The organism is Marinobacter denitrificans (assembly GCF_008795955.1).
Classification (GTDB): domain Bacteria; phylum Pseudomonadota; class Gammaproteobacteria; order Pseudomonadales; family Oleiphilaceae; genus Marinobacter; species Marinobacter denitrificans.
The window spans coordinates 164,275-189,454 of the sequence record NZ_VMHN01000007.1 but is presented as its reverse complement, the minus strand read 5'-3'; the positions used below and the strand labels follow the sequence as shown (position 1 = coordinate 189,454).

The 25,180-nt window shown below is 58.0% G+C and carries 23 protein-coding genes; 12 read left to right on the top strand and 11 right to left on the bottom strand.

Annotation, left to right across the window (positions count from 1 at the left end):
* Complete coding sequence (locus tag FO268_RS17695; RefSeq protein WP_150994559.1) at positions 1-3,729, top strand: AsmA family protein; 3,729 nt, start codon at positions 1-3, stop codon at positions 3,727-3,729.
* Positions 3,722-4,009 (top strand): BON domain-containing protein, encoded by a 288-nt coding sequence (locus tag FO268_RS17690; RefSeq protein WP_202336687.1) that lies wholly within the window; start codon positions 3,722-3,724, stop codon positions 4,007-4,009. Before FO268_RS17695 ends, FO268_RS17690 begins: the two co-directional genes overlap by 8 nt.
* Before the next feature lie 15 nt (positions 4,010-4,024).
* On the opposite strand, the gene FO268_RS17685 is transcribed toward FO268_RS17690, so the two are convergent.
* On the bottom strand, positions 4,025-5,149 hold the full coding sequence (locus FO268_RS17685) for an App1 family protein (protein ID WP_150994557.1): 1,125 nt from the start codon (positions 5,147-5,149) through the stop codon (positions 4,025-4,027).
* A gap of 98 nt (positions 5,150-5,247) precedes the next feature.
* A complete protein-coding gene (locus FO268_RS17680; protein ID WP_150994556.1) occupies positions 5,248-5,511 on the bottom strand; it encodes a hypothetical protein in 264 nt (87 codons plus the stop codon).
* 117 nt (positions 5,512-5,628) lie between these two features.
* On the opposite strand from FO268_RS17680, the gene FO268_RS17675 reads away from it, so the two are divergent.
* Positions 5,629-6,603 carry a LysR family transcriptional regulator gene (locus tag FO268_RS17675; protein WP_150994555.1) on the top strand — a complete coding sequence of 325 codons (975 nt, stop codon included), beginning with the start codon at positions 5,629-5,631 and terminating at the stop codon, positions 6,601-6,603.
* A gap of 182 nt (positions 6,604-6,785) precedes the next feature.
* On the opposite strand, the gene FO268_RS17670 is transcribed toward FO268_RS17675, so the two are convergent.
* The gene (locus tag FO268_RS17670) at positions 6,786-7,484 is read right to left on the bottom strand and encodes a TIGR02117 family protein (protein WP_150994554.1); all 699 of its coding nucleotides are present in this window, start codon (positions 7,482-7,484) and stop codon (positions 6,786-6,788) included.
* 50 nt (positions 7,485-7,534) lie between these two features.
* Between FO268_RS17670 and FO268_RS17665 the strand changes: the two genes are divergently transcribed.
* Positions 7,535-9,232 (top strand): alpha/beta hydrolase, encoded by a 1,698-nt coding sequence (locus FO268_RS17665; RefSeq protein ID WP_150994553.1) that lies wholly within the window; start codon positions 7,535-7,537, stop codon positions 9,230-9,232.
* 77 nt (positions 9,233-9,309) lie between these two features.
* Positions 9,310-10,530, top strand: coding sequence for a cation:proton antiporter domain-containing protein (locus FO268_RS17660; RefSeq protein WP_150994552.1), 1,221 nt, complete (start codon positions 9,310-9,312; stop codon positions 10,528-10,530).
* Positions 10,531-10,612: 82 nt separating this feature from the next.
* Here the strand turns inward: FO268_RS17660 and FO268_RS23345 are convergent, their stop codons facing one another.
* From FO268_RS23345 to FO268_RS17630, 6 genes are all read right to left on the bottom strand, one after another.
* Entirely contained in the window at positions 10,613-10,771 is a 159-nt protein-coding gene (locus FO268_RS23345; protein ID WP_150994551.1) for a CCGSCS motif protein, read from the bottom strand.
* 90 nt (positions 10,772-10,861) lie between these two features.
* Positions 10,862-12,973 carry a putative bifunctional diguanylate cyclase/phosphodiesterase gene (locus tag FO268_RS17650; protein WP_150994550.1) on the bottom strand — a complete coding sequence of 704 codons (2,112 nt, stop codon included), beginning with the start codon at positions 12,971-12,973 and terminating at the stop codon, positions 10,862-10,864.
* Between the two features lie 292 nt (positions 12,974-13,265).
* Positions 13,266-14,339: a class I SAM-dependent methyltransferase gene (locus FO268_RS17645; protein ID WP_202336685.1), complete on the bottom strand. Its 1,074-nt coding sequence runs from the start codon at positions 14,337-14,339 to the stop codon at positions 13,266-13,268.
* 111 nt (positions 14,340-14,450) lie between these two features.
* The gene (locus tag FO268_RS17640; protein WP_150994549.1) at positions 14,451-15,482 is read right to left on the bottom strand and encodes an AraC family transcriptional regulator; all 1,032 of its coding nucleotides are present in this window, start codon (positions 15,480-15,482) and stop codon (positions 14,451-14,453) included.
* A gap of 94 nt (positions 15,483-15,576) precedes the next feature.
* The gene (locus FO268_RS17635) at positions 15,577-16,179 is read right to left on the bottom strand and encodes a YqaA family protein (protein ID WP_150994548.1); all 603 of its coding nucleotides are present in this window, start codon (positions 16,177-16,179) and stop codon (positions 15,577-15,579) included.
* Between the two features lie 18 nt (positions 16,180-16,197).
* Positions 16,198-17,010 carry a DUF1206 domain-containing protein gene (locus tag FO268_RS17630; RefSeq protein ID WP_150994547.1) on the bottom strand — a complete coding sequence of 271 codons (813 nt, stop codon included), beginning with the start codon at positions 17,008-17,010 and terminating at the stop codon, positions 16,198-16,200.
* Positions 17,011-17,106: 96 nt separating this feature from the next.
* On the opposite strand from FO268_RS17630, the gene FO268_RS17625 reads away from it, so the two are divergent.
* The 3 genes from FO268_RS17625 to FO268_RS17615 are packed head-to-tail and all read left to right on the top strand — an operon-like array spanning position 17,107 to position 19,758.
* Positions 17,107-17,841 (top strand): glucose 1-dehydrogenase, encoded by a 735-nt coding sequence (locus tag FO268_RS17625; RefSeq protein ID WP_150994546.1) that lies wholly within the window; start codon positions 17,107-17,109, stop codon positions 17,839-17,841.
* Positions 17,838-19,037: a cation:proton antiporter gene (locus FO268_RS17620; RefSeq protein WP_150994545.1), complete on the top strand. Its 1,200-nt coding sequence runs from the start codon at positions 17,838-17,840 to the stop codon at positions 19,035-19,037. The genes FO268_RS17625 and FO268_RS17620 overlap by 4 nt, the downstream gene beginning before the upstream one ends.
* A gap of 16 nt (positions 19,038-19,053) precedes the next feature.
* Complete coding sequence (locus FO268_RS17615) at positions 19,054-19,758, top strand: aspartate/glutamate racemase family protein (RefSeq protein ID WP_150994544.1); 705 nt, start codon at positions 19,054-19,056, stop codon at positions 19,756-19,758.
* Here the strand turns inward: FO268_RS17615 and FO268_RS17610 are convergent.
* Entirely contained in the window at positions 19,755-20,381 is a 627-nt protein-coding gene (locus tag FO268_RS17610; protein WP_150994543.1) for a LysE family translocator, read from the bottom strand. The two genes, FO268_RS17615 and FO268_RS17610, sit on opposite strands and share 4 nt — an antisense overlap.
* 132 nt (positions 20,382-20,513) lie before the next feature.
* On the opposite strand from FO268_RS17610, the gene FO268_RS17605 reads away from it, so the two are divergent.
* The 4 genes from FO268_RS17605 to FO268_RS17590 all read left to right on the top strand — a co-directional run bounded on the left by FO268_RS17605 (position 20,514) and on the right by FO268_RS17590 (position 24,100).
* Positions 20,514-20,996, top strand: a complete 483-nt coding sequence (locus tag FO268_RS17605) for an Lrp/AsnC family transcriptional regulator (RefSeq protein ID WP_150994542.1) — start codon at positions 20,514-20,516, stop codon at positions 20,994-20,996.
* Between the two features lie 89 nt (positions 20,997-21,085).
* Entirely contained in the window at positions 21,086-21,607 is a 522-nt protein-coding gene (locus FO268_RS17600; protein ID WP_150994541.1) for a DUF4399 domain-containing protein, read from the top strand.
* A gap of 171 nt (positions 21,608-21,778) precedes the next feature.
* The gene (locus FO268_RS17595) at positions 21,779-23,071 is read left to right on the top strand and encodes a cation:proton antiporter (RefSeq protein WP_150994540.1); all 1,293 of its coding nucleotides are present in this window, start codon (positions 21,779-21,781) and stop codon (positions 23,069-23,071) included.
* A 63-nt stretch (positions 23,072-23,134) separates the two neighbouring features.
* The gene (locus tag FO268_RS17590; protein WP_150994539.1) at positions 23,135-24,100 is read left to right on the top strand and encodes a zinc-binding metallopeptidase family protein; all 966 of its coding nucleotides are present in this window, start codon (positions 23,135-23,137) and stop codon (positions 24,098-24,100) included.
* A gap of 10 nt (positions 24,101-24,110) precedes the next feature.
* Here FO268_RS17590 and FO268_RS17585 read toward each other — a convergent pair whose 3' ends face one another.
* On the bottom strand, positions 24,111-25,178 hold the full coding sequence (locus FO268_RS17585; RefSeq protein WP_150994538.1) for an endonuclease/exonuclease/phosphatase family protein: 1,068 nt from the start codon (positions 25,176-25,178) through the stop codon (positions 24,111-24,113).
* Positions 25,179-25,180 lie beyond the last annotated feature (2 nt).

Genomic DNA, 25,180 nt, shown 5'->3' with positions numbered 1-25,180 from the left:
ATGGATACGACTAACCGCTCCCCCTCAACACCCCCGTTCAGAGTTCTACGGGCCCTGGCCGTTTTGTTCGCGCTGCTGGTCGTCGCGGTTATCGTTATTGAGCTGATGTCATGGAATTTCCTGAAGGGGCCCATCACCGAGCGCGTTGAAGCCATGACCGGCCGTGACATGGAGATCACCGGTGATATTGACGTGGGTCTCCTGCCCCGCCCCCACCTTGAGGTGGGCGAAATGAAGCTGGCCAACGCCGACTGGGCAAAGACCCCGGAAATGCTGTCCGCTGGGGGGCTTGAGCTTGAACCCTCCATCATCAGTCTGTTCAAAGGCGAACCGGCACTGAAATCGGTGACCATAACGGAACCCATCCTCAACCTTGAAAGCCGCGGGGGGAAACCGGGCAACTGGGTTCTGCCTGCAATGATGGACCAGGGTGAGAACGCGGGCGAGGAGGAAAGCTCGGGCCCGCCCCTAGCTGTCCAACAACTCAATATTCATGACGCAAAGATCCGTTACTTCACGCCCGGAACGGAGCGCCCGCAGGTTCTATCACTCGCCTCACTGACGCTGGCCGGTGACCGGTTATCCCTCAACGGGGAGGCCAGGCTGTGGTCGGAAGGCGAGCGCCTGGTTATGCCGGTCGAACTCTCGGCCGCCACAGATCCGGGGTTTGCCGATAGCCAGTGGGCGTTATCTGATATTCAGGCCCGGGCGGGCGAGGTCCGTATTGACGGCAACATCAGTGTGGACGCTGGTTCCAGCCCCCTGTCGGTAGCAGGGAACCTGCACTCACCCTCTATCAACGTCACTGATATCCTGGCGGCACTGCCTGAAGCTCAGGCAACCGACGAGCCCCCGGCTGTGTCCATACCCGTACTGCCAGACCTGCGGGGAGACTTCCGTCTCGCTGTCGATGAGCTCATCGTGGAGCCGACAACGTTCATCAATGTTGAGGCCAGGCTGCGCCCGGGCCAGCACGAGCTGACGCTGGAGACTCTGAGTTTTGACGTGGCCGGGGGCCAGGGCGAAGCCAGGGCCCGCCTGGTCAGCAACGCCGACTTCATCACCGCGAAAGCGGAACTCGACCTGCAACAAGTGGCACTGGATGGCCATAGCTCGGACGGAGAACCCACGACAATCCTGGATGCCGAGCTTGAACTCGGTCTCAGCGAATTGCAGCAGGCTGCTTCCCTTGACCTGCGAACGCTTCTGGAGCACCTCGACATTGACCTGGCCAGGGCGTTCTACCGGACGAAGAATCAGGACACGGGGGCTGGCAGTGACCTGGCCCTCCACCTGGAGCAGGCCGGAGAACCGCAAACACCGGTGCTCTCGATCACCGGAAGCTTCCAGGGCAAGCCGCTGGAAATGACCATCGAGGGCGCGCCCCTGCCGGAGCTGGCAGAAGGCGCCCAAAGCTATCGTTTACAGGCTCAGGCACAAAGTGGTGAACTGCTCGCCTGGGCGGATACACAATTGGGAGCGCTCCTGACGCCCGCAAGCTTCGCCGGCAACCTCGTGCTCCAGGGCGAGGGTGGTCAGGATCTGGGGGCCTGGATCGGGACACCTTTGCCCGCCCTGCCCGGGTACCGACTGTCGGGGCGGCTGACCCGTGACGGGGAGCGGTGGTCTGTCACCTCCCTTGAGGGACACGTTGGTGTCAGCAATCTGAGTGGCGAGTTCCTCTTCCAAACCACGGATCGGCCTGTAGTGAATGTTGACCTTGAGGCGGATCGCATTGATCTTGCCCAGTTTACGGCGGGAAACTCACAACCTGACCCGTCATCAGACGGCGGAACCGAGCCGGACAACGCTGGTTCGCCGCTGGCGGCGTTGCGCGCAATCGACGGCCAGCTGAACCTGCAGGCGGAAACGCTGGTGCTCCCGGATACACCGGAGCTGACGAACCTGAACCTGTCCGCCAGCCTGGATTCAGGCAGGCTCCAGATCGAGCCGCTGGACTTCAATATTGCCGGCGGCAGTTGGGGCAGCTCTGTGGCACTGGACGCAACCGACCAGCCTGCCTCTGGCACCATTGAGACCGAATTCGAGTCCATTGCCCTGAGCCGGTTCGGAGACACCTTCACGCCACTGGAGGATCGTCTGGGCACGCTTTCCGGGCAGCTTCACCTGGGTATTACCGAGTCCCTTGCGGTGGATCAGAAGGAGGATCTGATAATGCCCTTTATCGGTCGCCTCGTTTTCGAACCCTCGCAGCTGACGTTTACAGATTCGGAAGCCGAAACGGACTTCACCCTCAACCTGCAGACACAGGGTCTGGACGCTGGTGCGCAGACTTTTCATATCGATGGCGAGGGTGAGTATGACGGCTCGCCCTTCTCGCTACGATTTCGCGGAGACCAACTGTTAGCGGCCCGGGACCCGGACCGCCCCTATGCCCTTAAGCTTACAAGCGATGTGGTCGATAGCCGCATACAGGTCCAGGGCAGCATTCTGCGACCCTTGGCATTAAAGGGCCTGGATCTCGAGCTTGACGTTGAAGGCCCCAACCCAAACCGTTTGAGCCGTCTGTTGGGTCTCCCTCTGCCAGATTTGCCCCCCTACTCTTTATCCGGAGATCTTTCCTTCAAGGATGACCGCTGGACATTCAACAATATCGACGGGGACGTCGGTGACAGTGACCTGGGCGGACAGATCGCGCTCGATATCAGTTCGCGCCCTCCGCATCTGACGGGAAAACTGCACTCTGATTCCCTCGATCTTGCCGATCTTGGCGTACTGGCCGGTGTGGAACCGTCATCTGATAAACAGGATAGGCCGGAAAGCTCAAACGGCGACGATGGAGACCGGTTCGTGCTGCCGGACGAACCTCTGGTCACAGCTGCCTGGGAAAAGGTGTCCGCAGATGTCAGTTACCGGGGAAAAGCCGTACGGGCGGCGGACATCCCCCTGAGCGAGGTGGTCATCGACTTCAATCTTGCAGACGGCCACGCCCGGTTCGAGCCAGTGGGTTTTGGGGTTGGCGAGGGTCAGGTGGACCTCAACCTGGACATCGATTCCAGACTGACGCCCCCGGAAGGCACACTGCAGCTGGAGGTACAGGCGGTCAATCTCAGCAAGGCGATTGGTAGCTGGGAACTGGCCAGTGCCAGCGTGGGCACGGTCGCTGGTCAGGGCAAGTTCTGGGTGACCGGCGCCTCCATTGCCGAGCTGTTAGGCTCCGTCGACGGCGGCATGGTCATGCTGATGACCCAGGGCAAGCTGGACGCCCTGCTGGTCGAACTGGCCGGCCTGGATGCCGCCGAGTCCTTCGTGACCTGGATGGGTAGCGGGGGTACCGTTCCGATCGATTGCGCCTATGTTGATCTGAAAACCCGGGACGGTGTCGTCAAGATCGACACCCTGGCTGTCGATACCTCGGATACCAGCTTTACCGGTACAGGGACCGCGAACTTCGACAACGAACGCCTGGACATTACCCTTTTTTCTCACCCGAAAGATGTCAGCGCTTTGGCTGCAGGTACTCCGCTTCATCTCGGGGGCACGTTCAGTAACCCCGAGCCCGGGCTGCAAACTGGGGATCTGACCAAGCAGGTCGCCAGCAGTGCCGTTCTGGCTGCCGTGGCCACCCCGGTTGCTGCGCTTTTGCCGCTGCTTGACCTTGGCACGGGGAACGAGATTCCGTACTGCGAAGGACTGGCAAGCCGGTCTCTCGAGGCCATTGACGACAACCCGGGAGGTAATGATGAATCTGAAAACAACGATGGCTGAAACTCGTTACCTGGTGCTCTGGCTATTGCTTGTTAGTGGTTGCACCGTTTTCGATGGCTCCGGTATGGCAACACAGGATACCGCAGAGGCGGTGCGGCTAAAGGCGGTTCTGCTTGAGGCAGAGGACCTGGCCGGTTCTGCCATCGACATTACCATCGCTGATGGTGAGATCCTGCTGGAAGGCTTTGTGGAAACGGCCACTCAGCGGCAGCGGGCCGAAGATCTGGTGCGGGAAAACAGCAAACTGGACGATGTCAGTAATCAGATTGTGGTGAAATAGGGAGCCGCCACAGAATCAGTCGTCGCTCTGCTCGGCGCGGTTCTGCTCTTCCCGAACCGCATTCACAGCGTCGCTGGCAATCAGCCCCTCACTGGCTGCATGCTGCGCCATGGCTACGTTGTCGGCCGCCAGTATCAGGTCACAGCCGGCTTTACGGGCCTCCCGCGCGAGCCGGTCAATGGCTTCAGAGCGCTCGGTGGTGTTGCTGACATCGCGGATATAGATACCCAGTACACGGCCCGGATGTTCTTGCAGAATGTCGCTGTAGATCTCCGGGTCACGCTGCCCGGAATCACCCACCAGAACAAACCGCATGTCAGGATATATCTCCAGGATATGTCGAATCGCATCGTGCTTGTGCGCTTTGGCCCTTCGTGGCAGCAGGCTGCCGCGCTTCATTCCCCACTCCCGCAGGATCAGGATTGGCTTGTAGGGAAGTCGGTTACGGCGAAAAACCTCCACCAGCACCTGATAGATGCTCCAGGGCGCACGGGACACATAGAACAGGGGGTTTTCCTCGCCATCATCGCGGCCGGCATGGAATGCCTGATACAGGGCCGGCACACCGGGGAAGACCACCCGGCTTTCAGCTCCCTGAGCAAACAGGCGACACATCATCATGACCGTATTGGCAACACCGGTATAAACCACGGTATCGTCGATATCACTGATGACGCCATAACGGGCGCCCGGCAGAGGAGTAAAGAACTCGCCAGTGGTAGTTGCGCGCTCATCGACGGGGTTGTCCAATGACAATTCCATCTCATGCCAGGAAACATCCGACGGCATGATGCCCAGTTCCATGTCGACGCGAAAGTAGCCGTGCCGGTCAGTGTGGACAACGGTGTTGGTGTCCTTATAACGTATCCGGATGTGGGCCCCGACGATAGGCTTGCGAAGCAGCCTGCGAACCAGGTCAATGAGGTCCCGCCGCAGCCGGTCTTCCCGCCAGGAGGCGCCGAATTTCGGCTGCCGGAAAACCCGTCCGATCAGGAACACCCGATCGCGTGAGCCGTAACCCCGGTAGGCCTGTATGAACAGCCCACCCCGGCCATTGTCGCCCTTTACAGGCGCCGCCAGAATGTGGATGCCGCGGCGAAACGATCGCGCGTAACGGTGCAAGCGGCTCTTAAAGGACATCAAACCCTCTTTGAAAACAGTTACATCGGCCAGTCATCGGACAGCTTGCCTCTGATATCTTTTGATATCTTTAAGGTTACCTTCCATGGTCCTCATATTCATCCTTCTTTCGTTTTGGCCTTGTCGTTCTTGAGTAATGACGTGCCCAAACGGTGAATAATAGCCTGAACCAGTTCTGTTCGCGCCCTACGCTGGTCCCGTTTTACCTGCTCAAGGTTAATGCCGCCCATTCGGGACCGGTATCTGGCCGGTATACTTCCCTCGCACGAGTCGCCGGTTTTTGGGCCGGATGCGTCATCATTATCGCGAAGAGCTAACGGATTGCTACCGTGAAAGTACTTCATTTCTTCTGAAATCAACATGTCTCTGACCTCCCTGGCCCCGTACCTGGTAGCGGAGCGCGCTGGTTATCTGTAGGTTCAGGTACATGCTAATATTGTTCTAAACTGCAAACTATTCCCTAAAATCGAGTACTGACTTTGCAAAAACGGACAGGCAAGCAACCCGACAAATCTTCCGTTACCTCCCGGAAAGCCCGAAGTCATCTGGCGTGGAGTGACTTTGAGACTGTGCTCGCAATCGCGAATGCCGGCTCGCTCTCCGGTGCATCCCGTGCACTGGGCGTAAGCCATGCTACGGTTTTCAGACGGCTGGGCGATATTGAACAGCGCCTGGGGGTGGCTCTCTTTGAGCGAAGCCGAACCGGGTACCGGCCAACACTTGCAGGAGAAGAACTTGCCGACACCGGCAGAATTATGGACGAAGCTGCCCTGGCTGCCGAACGTAAAGTGGCCGGCCGTGATCTGGAGCCCAGTGGAGAGATCTGGACCACCACAACGGACTCGCTGCTGATGGGCCTGTTGGCGCCTTTGTTCACGCAATTCCGGGACAAGTATCCGGGCATCGTGCTGGACGTTGCGGTTTCCAATCAGTTGTTCAATCTCACCCGCAGGGAGGCAGACGTAGCCATTCGCCCCTCCAATCGGCCCCCTGAAAACCTGATCGGCCGCCCGCTCACAAACATTGGCCAGGCGGTCTACGCTCACCGAAGCCTTGGCCTGACCCCGGGTTCGACCATTGAAGCTCTGGGCAGCCAACCGTGGATCGGTGCAGGGCCACGCCTGCAGGACTCAGCGGTGGACCAGTGGATGAGCAGCAATTCACTGAAGGAAGCCTGTGTCTACCGCGTTGATACGCTGGTGAGTATCCTCAGTGCCGTTCGCTCTGGTATGGGGCTGGCCGTGATGCCCTGCTATCTGGCGGATGAAGATCCTGACATTGTTCAACTGACCGACCCCATCCCCGAACTGCAATACGGCCTGTGGTTTCTGATGCACCCGGACCTGCGTGGTGTAGTGAGGATTCATGCACTGATGGATTTTCTGACAGAGGCTGTCCGGGCGCAGCAAGAGCGGCTGGCCGGACGGTTATTGGTTTCAGGTTTATCTCACTAAGTGCGCTAGCGAACAGACCAGGCTAAGCCGCAGGCCTATTCTGATTCCAGATGAGGCGACGGAGCTGCCTGAACAGGACGTTGCATCATGCGCTTCAGGGACGGGGGCGCAACCACTATCAGGGATTCAGACGCAAAGGAACCTAGCCATGAACAATATCGTTTATATCGTCGGTGCCGTGGTTATCGTTTTGGCGATTCTTTCTTTTCTGGGCTTTCGTTGAGCCGGGGCTGAAAGGCGCAGTCTTTTCGATTCGCCTTTACAAAACCCATGACGCTATCTGCCGTCAGTTTGAACGTTGGCGATATATCCATTCCCGCACTCTTTAGCGCTTTCGCAGCCCATTTGTTACTGGTATTGAGCAAGTGGTATCGGCCTTCGCCATCAAAGAATTGGCTGTTGCCGTAGAGGCCGCGCTTGAGTTCCAACAGGCTTCCATCGCCATCCCGGGTAAAGCTGTTAGAGAGGTACCGCGCCAGAGACTTTATTTCGTCAGTGTTGAGACAGGTATGAACCACCCTACTCGCCGGGAAGTACTCAGTGGGAGAAGCCGGCAGTGCGACAACGTGGACGACAGCCCCGCGCGACCAGACGATAGCCCGAAGAGTCACCCCTATTGTAATCTCCGGTGCCTGATAGAACCCCTCATCACCCCAGCCGATTTCGTAGTACTCAGCCCCGGCAAACCGCTCCCTGAGCTCCGGGATCACAGTGTTGAGTTCTTCAGCGGCTACCGCAATCCCCACGTGCCAGCCATGGCTCACCACGTACAGCTTGCTGGTACGGGGACTGTCAGCGGTGACTTCGGGCTCAACAACATTGGGTTTTGCGGAGCACCCGAAAACAGCAAACAACATGAAAATAAGGCCGGCTGCTTTCATTCTGATGTCCCTTTGAGTCAGAGTGTGTAGATTACAGACAGCGTGGTGTTATGAAATCTTTCGGAATCTCGTTACTGCTGGTTTTTGCGCTGGTGTCTGGCTGCGCAAGCATTGATCCTCTCGAACGTTACCAGGATACCGGCTCTGCCACAGTCCTGCCGCAAACCTCCTATCATACGGACATTGTGGCCCATGACGGGACCGTTCTCAGGGCAACCGTGTTTCAGCCAGCCCTGCAGCCGGGTGTCACAGCTCCCATCATTATCCATACCCATGGTTTCGGTGCCTTCCGCGCGCCCCGTCGCTTCTCCATTTATGGCCAACTGGTGCTCTCCGGGCAGGCTGCAATGGCCGCGTGGGACTCGGGTTACTGGGTGATATCCTACGATCAACGGGGCTTTGGAGACAGTGAAGGCAAGGTGCAACTGATGGACCCGGACTACGAGGTGCGGGACTTCATCACGGTGCTTGACTGGGCCGATGAGCACCTGCCCCGGGTTAGCCGGGCGGCTGATGGCGATCCCTTTCTGGGCGCCATCGGCGAGAGCTACGGGGGCGCTGTTCAGATTCTCGCCAGCATGGAGGACCCACGCCTTGACGCCATTGTGCCCATCGCCACCTGGTATAACCTGCAGGAGGCACTGGCACCCAACGATGTCGTCCAGAGCTTCTGGCCGTTCGCCCTGGATTGGCTGGGCACCCTCGGTAGCGGCTTTGATTTTGACCTGATCAACGAAACCAGTTACCAGGCCGCCCTCTCCGGTAATATCGATAGCACCACCACCCTGAACCTGTACCGGCGCAGCCCCGCTGAGTATTGCGCCGGCGGCCAGGGCATTCAGGCCGATGCGCTGTTCATCCAGGGTCTGCGTGACGTGCTGTTTCCTCTTAACCACGGCCTGGCCAACTGGAACTGTGCCCGCGAGGCCGGGCAGGACGCGTATCTTGTGGCGATCCAGGACGGTCACATAATGCCCTGGCCCCTACAGACGTTTTCCGGAATGCCGCTTTTCAACACCCAGACGGATGTCCGTTGCGGCCCCTATGAGACCACTGCTATTGCGATGGTGCTGGCATTCTGGGACGAAAAACTCAAAGGCATAACTGCCTCGCGCCCCCGGCACTGCCTGACCTTTGGCTTCGGCGAACCCATGCCTTCGGCTGACTTGATTCTGGAACCCGGCGGTGAGGTTTTCAGGGTGCCCGAAACCCCGGTAAAACTTGCGTTCAGCGGAAGGCTGGAGATACTGCTGCAGCCCTGGGACTGGTTGCGGGGCTGGTTCACCCCGGCAACCAGCGTGCCCCCGGCGGCAGAGCAGCCCGTGACGGGAGGTGCTCTGAGGCCGGCATTTATTCCCCTTTACCGGGCCCGGGAAGGGGATTTTCTGGCGGGGGTGCCTCGCCTAAAACTTGAAACCTCTACCCAACCCGCCGGGCAAGAAGGCGTATTGTTTGCGGGCCTCGGCGTGCGCCGGCCCGGGTCACCGGCCATTGAGGTGATTCATGAGCAATTCACCCCCGTACGCGTTCCCGCCGTTCAGGACACCGCCATGGCGGGCGTGGTGTACCCCCTGGCCGCTGACGAGACACTGGGCCTGGTGCTGCAGGGGTTTACCGGGGCTTATTTCAGTCGCGGGAAAGGCTGGGGAGATCAGGCCCGGGTTGGCGGCTCGGTAACGTTGCCATTGCATCGTCCGCCTGGCGAGCCGGGCGCGCTTCAGTACATCCACATCAATGGCAGCCCTTGAAGTCCGGAAAATGGGGGTCAAACTAACATAACACCTTTGGTCTTTTCCGAATTCCAAACCGCAAGGAGGCGTAAAGCGTGAGCGAACTGAACATCGCCCTGGCACTGGTCGGCGCGACCGTCCTGATCATGGGGCTGGTTTCCCGGCCCCTGAACCGAAGTATCCTTTCGCTGCCGTTGCTCGCCTTTCTGCTGGGGGTGCTGGCAGGCCCGGTATTGGGCTGGCTGCACCCCGCTGCCTGGGGGCCTGAGATGAAAATCCTGGAGGAAGTCGCCCGGATAAGCCTGGGGGTCAGTCTCATGGGTATCGCCCTGCGCCTGCCGCCTAGATTCGTGTTCGACCACGGTCGTACTCTGGCGGCTATTCTGGTGCTCGGAATGCCCCTGATGTGGCTAATAAGCAGCGGGTTGGCACTGGGATTTCTCGACGTGGCGCTAATGACTGCGCTTATGCTGGGAGCCTCAGTGTGCCCTACCGACCCGGTCGTCTCCAGTTCAATTGTCACAGGCGGGGTGGCAAACGAAAACCTGCCTGGCCGTTTCCGCCATACCCTGTCCGCAGAGGCCGCCCTTAATGACGGACTGGCTCTCCCCCTCGTCATGTTGCCGATTCTGCTGATCAAGAGTTCGGACACCGCGCTACAGGAGTGGGTTGTCCACGTTCTCGGCTGGCAAGTGCTGGGGGCGGTTGTGATCGGCGCCCTGCTGGGCTACCTGGCGGGTACAGCCCTGCGCGTGGCAGAGGCACGCGACCTGATCGACCAACCCTCTTTCCTGGTGACCACCCTGGCGCTGACATTACTGGCCCTGGGTGCCGCTAAACTTCTGGGTACGGACAGCATTCTGGCGGTGTTTGTCACCGGCATTGCCTTCGATCAGCGGGTGGACGGCAAGGACCGTAGTGAAGAAAGCGAAATTCAGGAGGCGGTGAACCTGTTCCTCACCCTGCCAGTATTCATGCTGGTAGGACTGATGATCCCCTGGTCTGACTGGCTGAACCTGGGCTGGGGCGGGCTGGGGCTGGTGCTGGCGGTGCTGATACTGCGCCGCCTGCCGGTGATACTGCTGCTACGTCCTACCATCCGGGTTTGGCGGGACCTGCCCGTAGCCCTTCTGGCTGGCTGGTTCGGGCCAATTGGCGTGGCAGCGGTTTTCTACGCAATGCTGGTATACCACGAGACCGGCAATGAAACGGTCTGGGTGGGCGCCAGTCTGCTGGTGGCTGCCTCGCTGGTGGTGCATGGCATGACTGCCGCACCGGTAGCGAAGTACTACGGCCGTCGCTATGGGAAGCGTTAGAGACCTCTGAAAAGGCGCCTTGTAACCCCGGCCCGACTGGCCGGGGATATTTTGCAGGGTTTCTGGTGAACGCCTGGCGTGGTTATGAGCAGGAACCGCAGCAGAAATCCTTACCGTGCTCGCCTTTATTCTGAGCTTCCTCCTGGCTGGCCTCAACATTTTCGTTTGAACCGGCCCCTTGCGACGCCGATTCGGTTTCTGTTTCCTCTTTTTTAACGATGTTCAGAAATGACAATGACATGGGAGTTCCTCTATGGCGGACAGTTAAATATATTTCACATGAATGTTATAACTACCCACGGGTCTGGTCAAGCATCTATGATGAGATAAACTACGGGCGCTCCTGGTTGAGCAGTGCTTCGAAATCGTCCTGGCGCAGGGGCCGGGAGAACAGGAAACCCTGGGCATAGTCGCAGCCGGCCCGGGTAAGGAATTGCAATTGTTCGTCTTTCTCAACGCCCACCCCAACAACCCGGATGTCTATTGCGTGAGCCATAGCGATTATGGCCTCCAGGATACGGTCGGCATCGCCACCCTGACCGGCGTTATTGATCAGCTCTCTGTCTACCTTGATGCTGTCCATCCTGAACTCTTGAAGAGCCCTCAGCGAGAACGGCTCCATTCCAAAATCGTCGATGGCCAGGTGCAGTCGCAACCCGGCCAGGCTGAAATTTTTCACTGGGTCGAAGCCAGAGGCACGAATATTGTTGAGGGAGGCAGGTGTGAGCTCCATGATGATCCGGCTCTCATTGAGATCAGCCTGCGTCAGACGTTCTTGCCACTGGTCCACAAGACTTCGGGTAAAAAAGGAAGCCGGTGATTCGTTGATGTTGATCGGAAAGGCCTCACCATTAAGGTGGCGCCACCGGAGTGAACAGTTTACTGCCTGTGCCAATACATAGCTGTTAATGCTGTCCGTCATGCCATTTTGTTCAGTAACGCTAAGAAAGGCAGACGGAGGCAGCAGACCCTTGGTGGGATGATTCCATCGGAGCAAAGCTTCAGCCCCGGCTATCGCGCCGGTGCGGAGATCAATAATAGGCTGATAGTAAACCTCCAGTTGGTTCTCGCTGAGAGCATGGTCCAGCTCCCTGTTCAACCGCATATGCTCCGACTCGCTATGCGCCATCCAGGATTCGTAGACCTGGACCTGGTGCCCTCCCTGCTCTTTGGCGGCGTACATGGCCTGATCAGCATTGTGCATGAGCTGGTCAACATCTCTGGCGTCATCAGGGAAAACCGTCAGGCCAATACTGCCGGAAATGTGTACCCGGTGGGAATCGACGTCAAACACCCCTTCAAGATTGGCAAGAAGAGCCTTGGCGGTTTGCATCGCGCCCTCCCTGTCTGTCTCCTTCAGGATCAGGGTGAATTCGTCCCCACCCAGCCGTGCCACGGTGTCCATTGCACGTACGTTACTGCTTATTCGTTCAGCCACCTTCGCAAGGAGCTGGTCACCGCCCCTGTGGCCGAGCTGGTCGTTGGCCTGCTTGAATCTGTCCAGATCGATGAAAAGCAGCGCAAATGAGTTGCCCCTTCGTTCGGCTTCAAGCAGATTCTGCTCAAGCCGGTCAAGGAACAGCCGCCGATTGGGGATACCGGTAAGCGAGTCATAATTGGCGCTGGTCCACACCTGATGCTCCGCCTGTTTGCGTTCTGTGATGTCCCGAGAGGTCTTGGCGATGGCTTCTACTTCGTGCTGGTCGTTAAACACCGGAACAAGCTGGCAATCAAAGTATCTCCCGGAGCCAGAGGGCAATGGGCAATGGAACTCCCTGCGCTGGAACTGGCCAGTAATAACGGTTTCGGCAATTGCATCTTCCAGATCTGTTGCAAAACCCAGGCTCAGTTCAAGCGGGGTTTTGCCAATAGCCTCATGGACCTGCGTGCTGGCCAGATCAGCCATCGGATGGTTGAGAAACAGGACCTTGGCGGTGGGATCGAATATGGCGGAGGGATCAGGCGAAACTTTCAGCATGGCTTCAAACAGGCGTGTTTGCTGTTCCTTACGAAGGGAGTAACTTGCCACCGAGTCGGAGATCAACTGATCAATAGCCTCGACGAAACGTAGCAATTCACCAATGTCGTCGGTGGTAAGACCCTGCTCCGCTTCACGCCAGTCCTGCATCACCCGCACCCGAAGGGCTCGCAGCTCCTGTATCATCTGAAGCATGGAGAGGCCTTGATTATGGCGCTCTGAACCATGCTTTTCAGCAGCGATCGAAACCGAGGAATTGGCGTTGCCTTCCGCTATGCGCGCCAAGTCTCGATCGGTCTGGCGGGCCTTGAGGTCTTCAGTGATGAATTCCAGCATTTCACGGGCATGGTCTTCAAGAGCGCGGGTGTCCTCACCCCGCAATTCCGGCGCAATTTCCAGCGCGGCCTCTTCCCAATCCTTAAGAAGTTGCTCCATTTCCGCATGTATAAACTGAACCAGCTTCATAGCAAGGGGCCTCCTCCTTGATTGGCCATTGGATGCGAACGTAGTTCCTGGCAGAGTTCCTGGCCGTCAGCATCTGGGGCCCGCGTAGCCCGTAAAACATGATTTCGGAAAGCGATGTCAGGGTATATACAAAAAAAATACATACTGAGTATATTTATGGGCACCAGTTGGGGCAACTCTTTGAACGCATAGAAGGCTCGCGTTCTGCAAAAAAAATCTCGCCATGCTGGAGTTTGGAGGGAGGCGCAATGGTCCCGGGAGGCGTTGCTCCCGGGGACCATGATCACTAATGTCAGGGGCGCGCTTCGAGGACGATATTGAACGGCGTTTCCGCTGCTCTGCGTACGGTACTGAAACCACCATCTCTGATAACTTCGGTGAGCTTACGCTGGCCAGCCTGGGCCCCAAGCGCGAGACCGGTATTCTGCGCCAGCGCGGTGGGCACGCAGATACTGGTTGAGGCAGCATAGAACAACCGCCCTACCGGATTGAAATTGTCGCTGAGCTCATCGGCAGCCATAGGCTCAACCACCATCCAGGTACCATCCGGCTTCAGTTGCTCAAAAACGTGAGCGGCCGCCCCGACTGGGTCTCCCATGTCGTGCAGGGCGTCAAAGCAGGTTACCAGATCAAAGTCACCCTCTTCGAAATCCCCTGCCGTCGCCTGCTCAAAGCGCACCCTGCCCGAGTCCAGGCCGTGCTCCTCACGATGCGCGTTTGCTGCATCAATGGACCCGCCGTGGAAGTCGTATCCGACAAATGTCGAGTTGGGAAACGCAGCCGCCATCAACAGCGTGGAATGGCCATGACCGCAGCCAAGATCCGCCACCCTGGCTCCGCGTTCGAGTTTGTCGAGCACGCCATCCAGCGCCGGCAGCCAGGTCTGAACCAGATTATGCATGTAGCCCGGGCGGAAAAACTTGGCAACCGCGCAGAACATGCAGTGGGCCTGGTCACCCCAGGCGACCCCCTCCCCCGTCCGAAAACCCTCACGCACCTTGGGCTCGTTTTCAAAGGTAGTGAAGGCGTTCTCGAAGCCACCGATCATGTAAACCGGGCTGTCTTCATCCGCAAACACCATGGCTTGTTCCGGAGGTAGCCGGAAGCGCTTGGTTGCCTGGTCATATTCCAGGTAATTCGAGGCTGCATGGTGGGCCAGCCATTCGCGCAGGTACCGCTCTGAACAGCCGGTTCGCTCAGCAAGTTCAGAAGACGTTGCAGGCCCTCCCTGCTGCAACTCCCGATACAGGCCAAGCTGATCGCCAATCTTGACCAATGCCGCGCTATAAGCGCCACCAAGATCCCCCAGTACCTGCCCCACAAAAGCATTGAGCTTGTTTTCGTCAAATGATTGAATCGCTTCCATGAACTTTCTCCCATTAATTATAAAGGTATGACGTTGTCGCAACGGACAGCTCTATATTGGGAGAACTCGTCTTCTGGCTGAATGATCATCCGTCCGGCGTTTATGACTGAATTACCGAACCTGTTGAAGGGACCGTTCACGACGCCACATTGCAGGGGGCTGGCCGACAGCACGCTTGAAGCTCCGGCTGAAGGCTTCTTCTGACTCGTACCCCACTTCACGGGCGATGGTGATCATCTTGGCGTTGCTTTCCACCAGCAGGTTGGAGGCAACCTGCATGCGCCAGCATCTCAGATACTGCATGGGAGGCTGCCCGACCAGTTCGACGAACCGGTCCTGCAATGCGGAGCGTGACAAGCCGGCATGACTTGAGAGCTTTTCCAGTGTCCATGGTTCCGCGGGCTGTCCGTGCATCACACTGAGCACCCGGCCCACGTGCCGATCACGCAACGCAGCGAGCCAGCCTGTCTGGCTCTCTGGCATGGTGCAGAGATGGAGCCGGATGAGGTCAACGAACATCATTTCACTCATCCGCTCCAGAACGGCTTCACCGCCAGGTCGGGCACTGCGGGACTCAGTTTCTGCGAGCCTGGCGAGCTGGCCAGCCCAGCTGTCTACAGACAGCTCGCTGGCGCGGGCATGTATGAGCCTTGGCAGCGCGGAAAGCAGAGGATTGAAAGGGCCACGGTCGCAACCCAGAAAACCGCACAATAATGTCGCGCTGGGTGGATCGGATACGCTGTCGGGGCAAGGCATCACCGGTTGAATGTGCCGGTCATCCTGTTGACGAACCATGAACGGTAAGCCTTCCCGTTTCTTCAGGTTCGCCATCAGGAATGGGAGATCCGGCTCTGCACGCAAGCCGGGAACACTGGACATCACGTGGGGGTCACCGTGGGGAAAGAGAATGACATCCCCCGCATTCATCTGGAACTGGGGCTCCCCTGTTATACCGGCCCAACAGGTTCCGCCCAGTACAATATGATATTCCATCATGTGTTCAGAGGCCGGCATCACGGCACTGGAAATCAACATGGCAGCAGGCGCTTCGGTTACCCAGGCTCCCACACACTCGACATTGAAAAACAGCGCTCCGCGCAGGCGAATGCGGCGAAGTAACCCGGAAAGCACATCCTCACTCATGATTGTTGCTCCGGCTGGTAACAGTTGCGCAGATCAACCTCTGAGTACCTGACCTGCTCCCATTCAACCATAACCGGGCAAAGAAATCGCTTTCCTATATTATTCTGTCTGCCAGCGCTTGCATCCCCAATGAAATGGCAACCAGGATTCCGGCAGCGGCAAGGCTGGCAGTCACCGCATGGCGACGCCAGACATCTTCCGCCCGACGGCCGAAACGCAGGATCAACCATGCCAGGCCATAGTAGCGGATACCGCGGGCAATCAGGGCCGCCAGCACGAACAGGTAAATCGGATAGCCCGACACGCCAGCGGTAATCATGGCGATCTGGAAGGGAATGGGCACTATGCCTATGGCCAGTATGGCCACAAATCCGTACTGATCGAAGAACGATTGAAATGCCTGGTAACTGCTCTGCATTCCCATGCTCTCAATGAACCAGGTACCTACCGACTGATACAGGGCCATGCCCACCCCATAACCCACCAACGCTGCTGCGAGACAGCCAAGTGTGGTGGCTGCGGCCAACCGCCAGATACGATCCCGGTTGATCGCCATAAGCGGGATGAGCACCACTTCGATGGGTATTGGTACGATAATGGTTTCAAGAAAGGACACCACCGCCAAAAGCCACATCATGTGGCTGGAGCCATTGAGGCGTTGAAACCAACGCTGTGCACGTCTGGATTGGAAGTTCATGGGGCCGGGCGCTCCGTCCTATGGATCGATACGGCGATAAACCGCTTCCAGCATGCTGTAAATGCCAAAAGCAAACAGACCGAAGGCCACCAGTACCAGCAGGGACTGGCCGAATGTCTGGCTCCGCACTGTACTGAAAACTTCCGCAATGCCACCGGCTTCATCAGGGTCCACCTGGTAAGCGGCGATGATAAAGAAGCTCCCCACGATCACGAAGACCACCCCACGGATGATCAGACCAAACCGGCAAACGGGATAAGCCCAATATTTGATATCGATCGGCATATTGAAGTGGCGATCAAACTTCGTTTTCACTGCCTTGACCCCGTGGGCAACGCCTACTCCCACAAGCGCCACCCCTACCCCTCCGACCAGCCAGCGGCCGAAGGACTGACTCATCAACCAGGTAGCGGCGTCTTTGGAGCCGCTCCCCGAGTCCCCGGAGGAATCACCGAGGGTGAGAAGCAGGCTGGCTGTAAAAACGGCGAGCATGGTATGAGATATGGCGCTTACGAAGAGACCGGCCCGGATAAGGATGCCCTTGGCATCCGTGCCGTGGTGGTCGGCATCCTTGACCGCCTGGATGCCGCGCCACAGCCCAAACCCCAGGAGACCTACAACCATGATGCCGAGGAGCACGTCACCCCAGGGAGCAAGCATAAGGCGCTCCAGGGCACCACGGCTACCGGTAGTCTGGCCGCCTTGCCCAAACGCAGCCAGAGCCGCCAGCCCGCCTACCAGAAGATAGACAATACCTCGTGCTCCATATCCTGCCCGCGCCAGGACGATAATCGCATCGCGGTGATCCGGGTTGCTCCTGCTGGTCGCCATAACAATTCCCTGTTTACGCTGGCAGTATGTGGGGGACGGAACCTACACAATAACTGAGCTACTATCTTAACTCTAGTTGACGGACGGAGACTATCAATGAACCGCGTTGCTATCATTACCGGCGCCAGCCGGGGTATCGGTGCCGCTACGGCAAAGCTGCTGGCATCCAGGGGTTACGCGGTTTGCGTCAATTTTCGCTCCCGGGTTGAACAGGCTGAAGCTGTGGTTGCAGAGATTGTGGCGAGTGGCGGTAAAGCCCTTGCCTTTCAGGCGGATGTCAGCGTGGAGAAGGAAGTGGCTGCCCTGTTTGATGCTACGGAACAGACCTTCGGGCCGGTTACGGAGTTGGTGAACAACGTGGGCGTGCTGTTTCATCAGTGCCGGTTGGTGGATATGGACGTGGAACGATTTGCCCGGATAATGACAACCAATGTCACCAGTTGCTTTCTCTGCTGCCGCGAGGCTATGCGGCGAATGCCGGACGGCGGCGCCATCGTGAACGTCTCGTCCCTCGCTGCTCGTACCGGCTCGCCTTTCGAATATACCGATTATGCGGCCTCAAAAGCCGCCATGGACACTCTTACCAAGGGGTTGTCTGCGGAGGCGGCGGAACGGAATATACGTGTAAACGGCGTCCGCCCCGGGTTTATTCACACCGACATCCACGCTGACGGTGGCGAGCCCGGTCGTGTTGAACGCCTGACGCCGTCCATCCCCCTGAGACGTGGCGGCCAGCCCGAGGAAGTCGCCCAGGCGATTGCCTGGCTGTTGTCGGAGGAATCTTCCTATGTGACCGGCTCATTGCTGGATATTGCCGGTGGGCGGAAATGATGGGATCCCTTCCCGCCTGGCTGCCCATCGAATCAACCCAAGCTACCATCAGCATTATCCTGTTGGGCGCCATTCTGTCCGCCAGCATTTTCGCCGATACCATTGCTCGTCGTACCAGGGTGCCCCGCATCTCCATTCTTATGTTGGTGGGCATTGGTATCGCTTTCGTGCAGCAAGTGTGGATTGGCAATCAGAACGGTGATTTGCTGGGCGGGCTGAGTGAGCCCCTGATACAGGTAGCGCTGGTGATGGTGGCTTTTCTGCTGGGTAGCGAATTGAAGCTGGACCGGCTACGCAATACCGGGCCGTTGATTCTGATCATTTCACTGTTCGTGATAATCGGTGGGGGCCTGGTGGTTGGCGGTGGCCTGCTTGTTCTGGGGTTTCCCCTTGTGGTTGCAGTATCGCTGGCAGCCATTTCAGTAGCGACCGACCCGGCCGCCGTCAGTGAATCGGTTCGTGAGAACGGCAAATCAGGCCTGTTACCCAGGATACTGCTGGGGATTGTCGCTATTGATGATGGCTGGGGCATCGTTGTTTTCGGGCTGAGTATGGCTGTTCTCGGCTGGCTGGTTGGCGGTGACGGTCAACAGGCCTTGCTGCATGCCTTCTGGGAAATGGGCGGGGCCATAGTGATAGGGACAGCTATTGGCCTGCCAGCGGCCTGGCTGACCGGGCGCCTCAGGCCCGGAGAGCCCACTCAGGTAGAAGCAATCGCAATAATCCTGTTACTCACCGGGCTGTCCTCATTACTGGGTGTGTCTGCTTTGCTGGCGTCCATGGTCGCCGGTAGCCTGGTCGCCAACCTGTCCCATCACCATACCCGCTCGTTCCGGGAGATTGAGCACATTGAATGGCCGTTCCTGGTGTTCTTCTTTGTGCTTTCCGGAGCAAGTATTGATCTGTACAAGGTGGATGATGCGATACTGCTGACCATCGCCTACCTTTCACTACGACTGGCCGGCCGGGTGTTAGGCGGCCATCTTGCAGTGACAGTCAGCCGGGCCAGGCACGAGTCGCTGCCCCGGAATATTGGCCTGGCGCTGACCCCTCAGGCAGGTGTGGCGATTGGTATGGCATTGCTGGCAGCGGAACGATTTCCGGAATTCAGCAACACCATTCTGCCGGTGGTGGTTGCCTCAACCATTATTTTCGAGCTGATCGGCCCGGTGCTGGTGAAGCGGGTTCTGCATTGAAGAAAAGGAGATTCTTATGAAAACGATTGGCCTTCTTGGCGGCATGAGCTGGGAATCCACCCAAACCTATTACCGATTGATCAATGAGGGTGTAAAGACGCGACTTGGCGGCCTGCATTCCGCAAAACTGGTGCTTTTCAGTGTCGATTTTGCCGAGATTGAGGCGCTTCAACATAAGGGAGACTGGGCGGAAACAGCCCGAATCCTCTCCCGGGCCGCTCAGTCGCTTCAGAATGCGGGGGCGGGCTTCCTGGTGATTGGCACCAACACCATGCACAAAGTGGCGCCGGAGATTGAACAGGCCATTGATATTCCCCTGCTCCATATTGCCGATGCGACTTCCAGGGTGCTCGCCCAAGACGGCATCACCCGCGTGGGGCTTCTGGGCACGCGTTTCACCATGGAGCAGGCGTTTTACCGCAACCGCCTGGAAGCCGCAGACATTGAAGTGCTTGTTCCGGATGACGCCCAGCGAAACACGGTTCATCAGGTTATCTACGAGGAACTTTGCCAGGGTGAAATCAATCCGTTGTCCCGCGAGGCGTATCTCGACATTGTCGCCTCACTGGCGGAGCGCGGCGCACAGGCCGTTATTCTTGGCTGTACCGAAATCGGCCTGCTGATCCGGCAGGCCGATACGCGCGTTCCGCTTTATGACACAACTGAAATTCATGCTGCACAGGCGGTTGAGCAGGCTCTTGCTGGGCCCCCGTACGCTTAGGAAAAGGCAACCTTCAGACCGATGCCCATCATCAGCAACGCAAAGAGGTTGTTCTGGGCCCTCTGGTACCTGGAATTTTCCGCAGGGAGGGCCCATAACCAGCGGCCCATGAGCGCGTAACCAATATCGAAAGCAAAACCGGTTAATACCAGTACCAACGCCAGAATGGCAAATTGGCTTGCCACTCCGGAAAGTTCCGGGTTGATGAACTGGGGAAGCAGCACCGAGCAGAAAATCAGGGATTTTGGATTGAGCAGATTGGTGGCCAGGCCTCGGTGTAAGGCAGGCAGATAACCGCGGCTCACCGAGCCGACCGTTGCCCCGGTGCTTTGAGCAGGCAAATCGCCGGCCTTACGAAAAAACTGCCAGCCCAGGTAGATCAGATAGGCAGCTCCCGACAAGCGAACGGTATGGTAAGCCCAGGGTTGTGATTCGAAAAGCGCAGCGAGCCCCACGGCTGCCAGCAAAACGTGGAGGGATCTGGCCACGGCGAGGCCCACCGCAGTGGCAATGGCGGATCTTACCCCCTGGCTGACAGTCGTGCCCAGAATAAGAATCATGTCTGGCCCCGGCGCGAGATATATCGCTACAAGGGCCAAAAAAAACAAAAGAAGCTCAGTCACTTCAGCATTGCTCTCGCGGGAATAAACACCTTGAGTATACCGCTGCCCTGGTAGCGAAGGGTTGCTTTGTGAGCCAATGGATGCTTTAAATTTGGTATCCAAAACCAATTTCAGGCGATTTATAAGTTAATCATGCCAAAACACAAGTTAGACCGATTCGACCGGAGAATTCTGGAGGCGCTACAGAGGAACGGCCGCTTGCCCAATATCGATCTGGCTGCGGACATCGGCTTGTCCCCTTCCCCCTGTTCACGCAGGGTCCGTCAGCTTGAGGAATCCGGAGTCATCAAGGGGTACAGTGCGATTCTGGATCAGGAGCAAGCCGGTCTGGGGCTTACGGTGTTCGTAGGCATCAAAGTGGAGCGACATCGTGAGAAAGAGGCGGAGACCTTTCGCGAGGCGGTCAGCGATTTACCGGAAGTGGTGATGGCCCACCTTGTTTCCGGTGAGTCCGATTTCCTGCTGCAGGTGGTCGTTCCGGATCTCCGATCCTACGAAAACTTCCTAACCAGGACGTTACTCAAGATACCGGGCATCAGGGACATTCGCAGTAACTTTGCGATTCAGACCGTTAAACCTCTCTCGCCGCTACCACTGACACACCTGCCGGACTAAAAACCTGCCGCCGGACTGTGCAGTTTTTCATCATCAGGTTTCTGTTATTTTGATGAATTCAACGCCCATGGCACAAGGAGGGTTTCGCCATGCATGCCCCATCAAAGTTCTCGTTAATCAGCGTTTTGTTTACCGCCGGCCTTCTTCTGCAAGGTTGTTCCGATAGCGGTGAAAGTGAGGATGAAGAGCCCATTGCGCAGGAGGAGGCGACCACGGAAGAAAGGGAGGGCGCCACTGAAGATACCTCCAGTGAGCGCACCAGCGCGCCACCAGAAGCAGAAGTGACCATACTGACCCCGGAAGATGGCGCCTCAGTTACCAGTCCGGTGACCGTAGAATTCGCCATAGAAGGTATGGAAGTTGCCAAGGCGGGAACCGACCGTGAGAATACCGGCCACCACCATTTGCTGGTCGATCTGGATGAGCTGCCGCCTATGGATGCACCACTGCCGTCAACGGACCAGGTTATTCACTTTGGTGGCGGCCAGACCAGTACCGAGCTGGAGCTGGAACCCGGGGAACACACCCTGCAATTGCTGTTGGGGGATCATCTGCACGTACCCCATGAGCCTCCCGTCATGTCGGAAAAGATCACTGTTACGGTGGAATAACTCCGCAACGCACGGGCAGCCGATGCAGCCAGGGACCGCCCCAGCCAACGAATGCGCCTTTACTGCGATTTAATCCTCACGGGGTGGCAAAGAGGTATTGAAGAGTGCACCGTGTACACCGAATAGCCCTGCAAGGCTACCGGCGTAACAACACTCTGCGATGAGCTTTCGATGACCACTGCTACCTGGTTTATATTACTTGGCTCACTACTGCTGGTGGTGGGCTTTACCGCCTCGTATATCAAGACCGTCCCCGCGACGTCCGCCATTGTGTACCTTTTTATCGGTTTCATCGTCGGACCGATGGGTTTTGGCCTGTTTCATTTCAATCCGCTGGAAGAGTCAGCACTGATGGAGCTGCTGACAGAAATTGCAGTGCTGATTTCGCTTTACTGTGCCGGGGTTAAGATGCCCGCACCGGTCACCCTGAAGCGCTGGCGCAATCCTCTGCAACTTGCCGTTATATCGATGACGCTGACCGTTGGCCTGGTGGCGCTGTTTGGGTACTACTGGCTAGCGCTGCCACTGGGTGCCGCGGTACTGCTCGGCGCCGTGGTGGCCCCGACAGACCCTGTGCTTGCCACGGAAGTACAGGTTCGCCATGCCGATGACCCGGACCGCCTCAGGTTTGCACTGACCTGTGAGGCCGGAATAAACGATGGCAGCGCCTTCCCGTTTATCATGCTGGGACTCGGCCTGCTGGGATTGCACGATCTTGGCGATAACGGCTGGCGCTGGCTGGCCATTGATGTGGCCTGGGCCACCGGCGCGGGTGTTGGTATCGGAGTACTGGCAGGCTATGCCGTTGGCTGGCTGGTGCAGAGGCTGCGCACCTCATTCACCACCCCCGAGTTCCTTGAAACCTTCCTGGGCCTGGGGCTGATTGCCTTCGCCTATGGCATCAGCCTTCTGGTCAATGCCTGGGGGTTTCTGGCGGTGTTCAGCGCAGCGGTGGCACTACGGCATACTGAATTGAAACTGGCGGGGCTCATGCAACAGTATTCGGACCCAACCTCCGGAGAAACGCGACCAGGCGCGGAACCCGAGGCTATTGCCCATGTGCATCAGAGCTCCCTCGTGTTCAACGAACACCTGGAAAGGCTGGCCGAGATCGTGTTGGTATTGCTGATTGGCGGCTCGCTTTTCTGGGATTCATGGAGCTGGCGTGCCGTCGGATTTGCGGCATTCGTGTTCTTTGTGGCGCGCCCCATCAGCGTTCACCTTGGCTTGCTCGGAACCAACGCTCCCATGCGCATGCGCAACCTTGCAGGCTGGTTCGGGGTGCGCGGTATCGGCTCGCTCTATTACCTGATGTACGCCGTTCAGCATGGTCTGCCAGAGGAAATCGCACTGGAACTGGTTCATCTGACGCTTGTGGTGGTGGCTTTGTCGATAGTGGTTCACGGCGTAAGCGTAAAGCCCGCCATTTCCCGCTTCTGGCGGTCGCGAAGATCCGTCCGCTGAGATTGGACACTGAGCGCTGCGGGTTCCTATACTCGAAGTTCATTCAGCTGGAAGACTCTATTTATGCGCGTTTTCGCCAACCCTGTCGGTTCCGGCTCCCTCTGGTTCGATAATCTTGCCACTGCGGACGGAACCCCCGTCGCTTACGATCCACAGGCGCGGGCCTTCCTGCCCATGCCGCCGTTCTGCGCCAACCGGAATGTCATTGGCTGCAACTGGATTGCACCGGAGCAAGGTGCCTTCTGTCGTGCCTGTGCCATGACGGCGCTGGCGCCGGATCCGTCGATTCAGAATGCGATGCCCAACTGGGCGCACACCGAGGCGGCCAAACGCTGGGTGCTCGATAACCTGGGCCGCTGGCACTGGTTCCGCCCGGAAGACCCCGGCGCACGGCCGGTTTTCCACATGCTCGCAGAGGGTCCTACGCCTGTTCCCATGGGCCATGCCCAGGGCGTAGTTACTATCAGTGTGGCAGAAGCTGACCCGGTACTGCGCACAACCCGCCGGGAAGCACTGGAGGAGCCCTTCCGGACCATGATTGGCCACATGCGCCACGAGATAGCCCACATGCTCTGGTGGCGTCTGAGCCTGCGTGAGGACTTCCTCGAGGCGTTCCGGGCCATGTTCGGTGATGAGCGCATCAGCTATCCGGGGGCGCTCCAGCACCACTATGAAAATGGCCCGCCAGCAGACTGGAAACAGTATTACCTGACCAGTTACGCCTCGGCCCATCCCCACGAGGACTGGGCCGAGACCGCTGCCCACCTGCTGCACCTGACGGACCTTACTGACAGCTTTGTGGCCGGAGGCCTGACCTCACCGCACGTTCCGGGCCCGAACTGGGATCCGTATTCCGAGCCGGACGCGCAACGGCTGATTCATATCGCCGCCTCGATCGCCGTGGGGGTGAACCACGTGAACAGGTCCATGGGCCTGGAGGACCTTTACCCATTCGTGCTATCCGACTTTGCACGGCACAAACTGTCTTTTGTCCATGACTGGCTGCGCAGGGGTGCCCAGGGGCTGTAAGGGGGACGGCTCAGCTGTCGCCCTGCTCTCGCTCCTTCCCTTCGCGGATGTTTTCCCTGGCTTCCTGCTCCTCTTCCTTGTCGGCCTCCGGTGCTTCGTGCTCGTCCTTGCGTGAGGGACGAAAACAGAGGGTTACCAGTATGGGAAAGTGATCGGAGCCGAAAGCTTTGAGACGGCGAATATTCTTCAGGGTGAAGTGCTCGGTGATAAACACATGATCCAGCGGCCAGCGCAGGTACCACCTTTCTGCATGGAAGGTACTGAATGTGCCCCGGCCACGACGCGGATCCAGCATGCCGCTGACACGGCAGAACAGCCGTGTGGTTCTGGACCAGGCAACATCATTCAGATCACCGGCGACTATGGCTGGATACCCCCCTTGTGCGACCTCTTTTCCCACCAACAGCAGTTCCGCGTCGCGCCAGAGCGATTCCTCGCTTTCACTGGGGGCCGGTGGGCGCGGGTGGAGGGCGTGTAGGCGGATACGGTCGCCACTGGGCAATTTCAGCCAGCCATGGATGGAGGGGATATCGTCCTGAATCAGGTATTTCACCTCAGCGTCTTCCAGAGGCAGACGAGAGTAAAGGTGCATACCGTAGAGATTGTCCATAGGTATACGAATAATGGTAGGCCAGTCTCCGAAAGCTTCGTCCAGTTGATCCCCCCACCATTGGTCCGATTCCAGGGTCAGCAGTACATCAGGCTGCCGGTCCCGTACCTGGCGGATCAGCCCTTCGCTATTGCGGTTGGGGGTGAGAACATTGGCAACCATCAAGGTAACGCAACGGTCTGCGTTGCCAGGCTCCGCCGTCTGGACCTGCAGGGGCCATAGCCGTGTCCATGGCAATATACGGTAGGATTGCAACACCAGTACTATGGAACACAGCGCGAGAATCCAGATCTGCAGTTCGCCCTGCCCGACGAACAGCGTCGCGACAGCCGTGATCACGGCCAACACGACGATCTGTACCCTTGGAAACTCACAGGCACGTATCCACCAGTCGTGAAGCCGCACTTTCCCGAGTACTGTGACTGCAAGAAGCACCAGCGCCACAATCAACAGTGTGTAGGTTATCAAAT

Bases quoted from the DNA above. Each gene is read 5' to 3' on its own strand.
- FO268_RS17625 (WP_150994546.1), top strand. From the start codon at position 17,107: ATGAACCGCGTTGCTATCATTACCGGCGCCAGCCGGGGTATCGGTGCC.
- FO268_RS23345 (WP_150994551.1), bottom strand. From the start codon at position 10,771: ATGTCATTGTCATTTCTGAACATCGTTAAAAAAGAGGAAACAGAAACC.
- FO268_RS17605 (WP_150994542.1), top strand. From the start codon at position 20,514: ATGCCAAAACACAAGTTAGACCGATTCGACCGGAGAATTCTGGAGGCG.
- FO268_RS17640 (WP_150994549.1), bottom strand. From the start codon at position 15,482: ATGAGTGAGGATGTGCTTTCCGGGTTACTTCGCCGCATTCGCCTGCGC.
- FO268_RS17650 (WP_150994550.1), bottom strand. From the start codon at position 12,973: ATGAAGCTGGTTCAGTTTATACATGCGGAAATGGAGCAACTTCTTAAG.
- FO268_RS17595 (WP_150994540.1), top strand. From the start codon at position 21,779: ATGACCACTGCTACCTGGTTTATATTACTTGGCTCACTACTGCTGGTG.
- FO268_RS17690 (WP_202336687.1), top strand. From the start codon at position 3,722: ATGGCTGAAACTCGTTACCTGGTGCTCTGGCTATTGCTTGTTAGTGGT.
- FO268_RS17615 (WP_150994544.1), top strand. From the start codon at position 19,054: ATGAAAACGATTGGCCTTCTTGGCGGCATGAGCTGGGAATCCACCCAA.
- FO268_RS17620 (WP_150994545.1), top strand. From the start codon at position 17,838: ATGATGGGATCCCTTCCCGCCTGGCTGCCCATCGAATCAACCCAAGCT.
- FO268_RS17645 (WP_202336685.1), bottom strand. From the start codon at position 14,339: ATGGAAGCGATTCAATCATTTGACGAAAACAAGCTCAATGCTTTTGTG.
- FO268_RS17685 (WP_150994557.1), bottom strand. From the start codon at position 5,149: ATGTCCTTTAAGAGCCGCTTGCACCGTTACGCGCGATCGTTTCGCCGC.
- FO268_RS17670 (WP_150994554.1), bottom strand. From the start codon at position 7,484: ATGAAAGCAGCCGGCCTTATTTTCATGTTGTTTGCTGTTTTCGGGTGC.
- FO268_RS17600 (WP_150994541.1), top strand. From the start codon at position 21,086: ATGCATGCCCCATCAAAGTTCTCGTTAATCAGCGTTTTGTTTACCGCC.
- FO268_RS17630 (WP_150994547.1), bottom strand. From the start codon at position 17,010: ATGGCGACCAGCAGGAGCAACCCGGATCACCGCGATGCGATTATCGTC.
- FO268_RS17680 (WP_150994556.1), bottom strand. From the start codon at position 5,511: ATGTTGATTTCAGAAGAAATGAAGTACTTTCACGGTAGCAATCCGTTA.
- FO268_RS17635 (WP_150994548.1), bottom strand. From the start codon at position 16,179: ATGAACTTCCAATCCAGACGTGCACAGCGTTGGTTTCAACGCCTCAAT.
- FO268_RS17695 (WP_150994559.1), top strand. From the start codon at position 1: ATGGATACGACTAACCGCTCCCCCTCAACACCCCCGTTCAGAGTTCTA.
- FO268_RS17590 (WP_150994539.1), top strand. From the start codon at position 23,135: ATGCGCGTTTTCGCCAACCCTGTCGGTTCCGGCTCCCTCTGGTTCGAT.
- FO268_RS17665 (WP_150994553.1), top strand. From the start codon at position 7,535: ATGAAATCTTTCGGAATCTCGTTACTGCTGGTTTTTGCGCTGGTGTCT.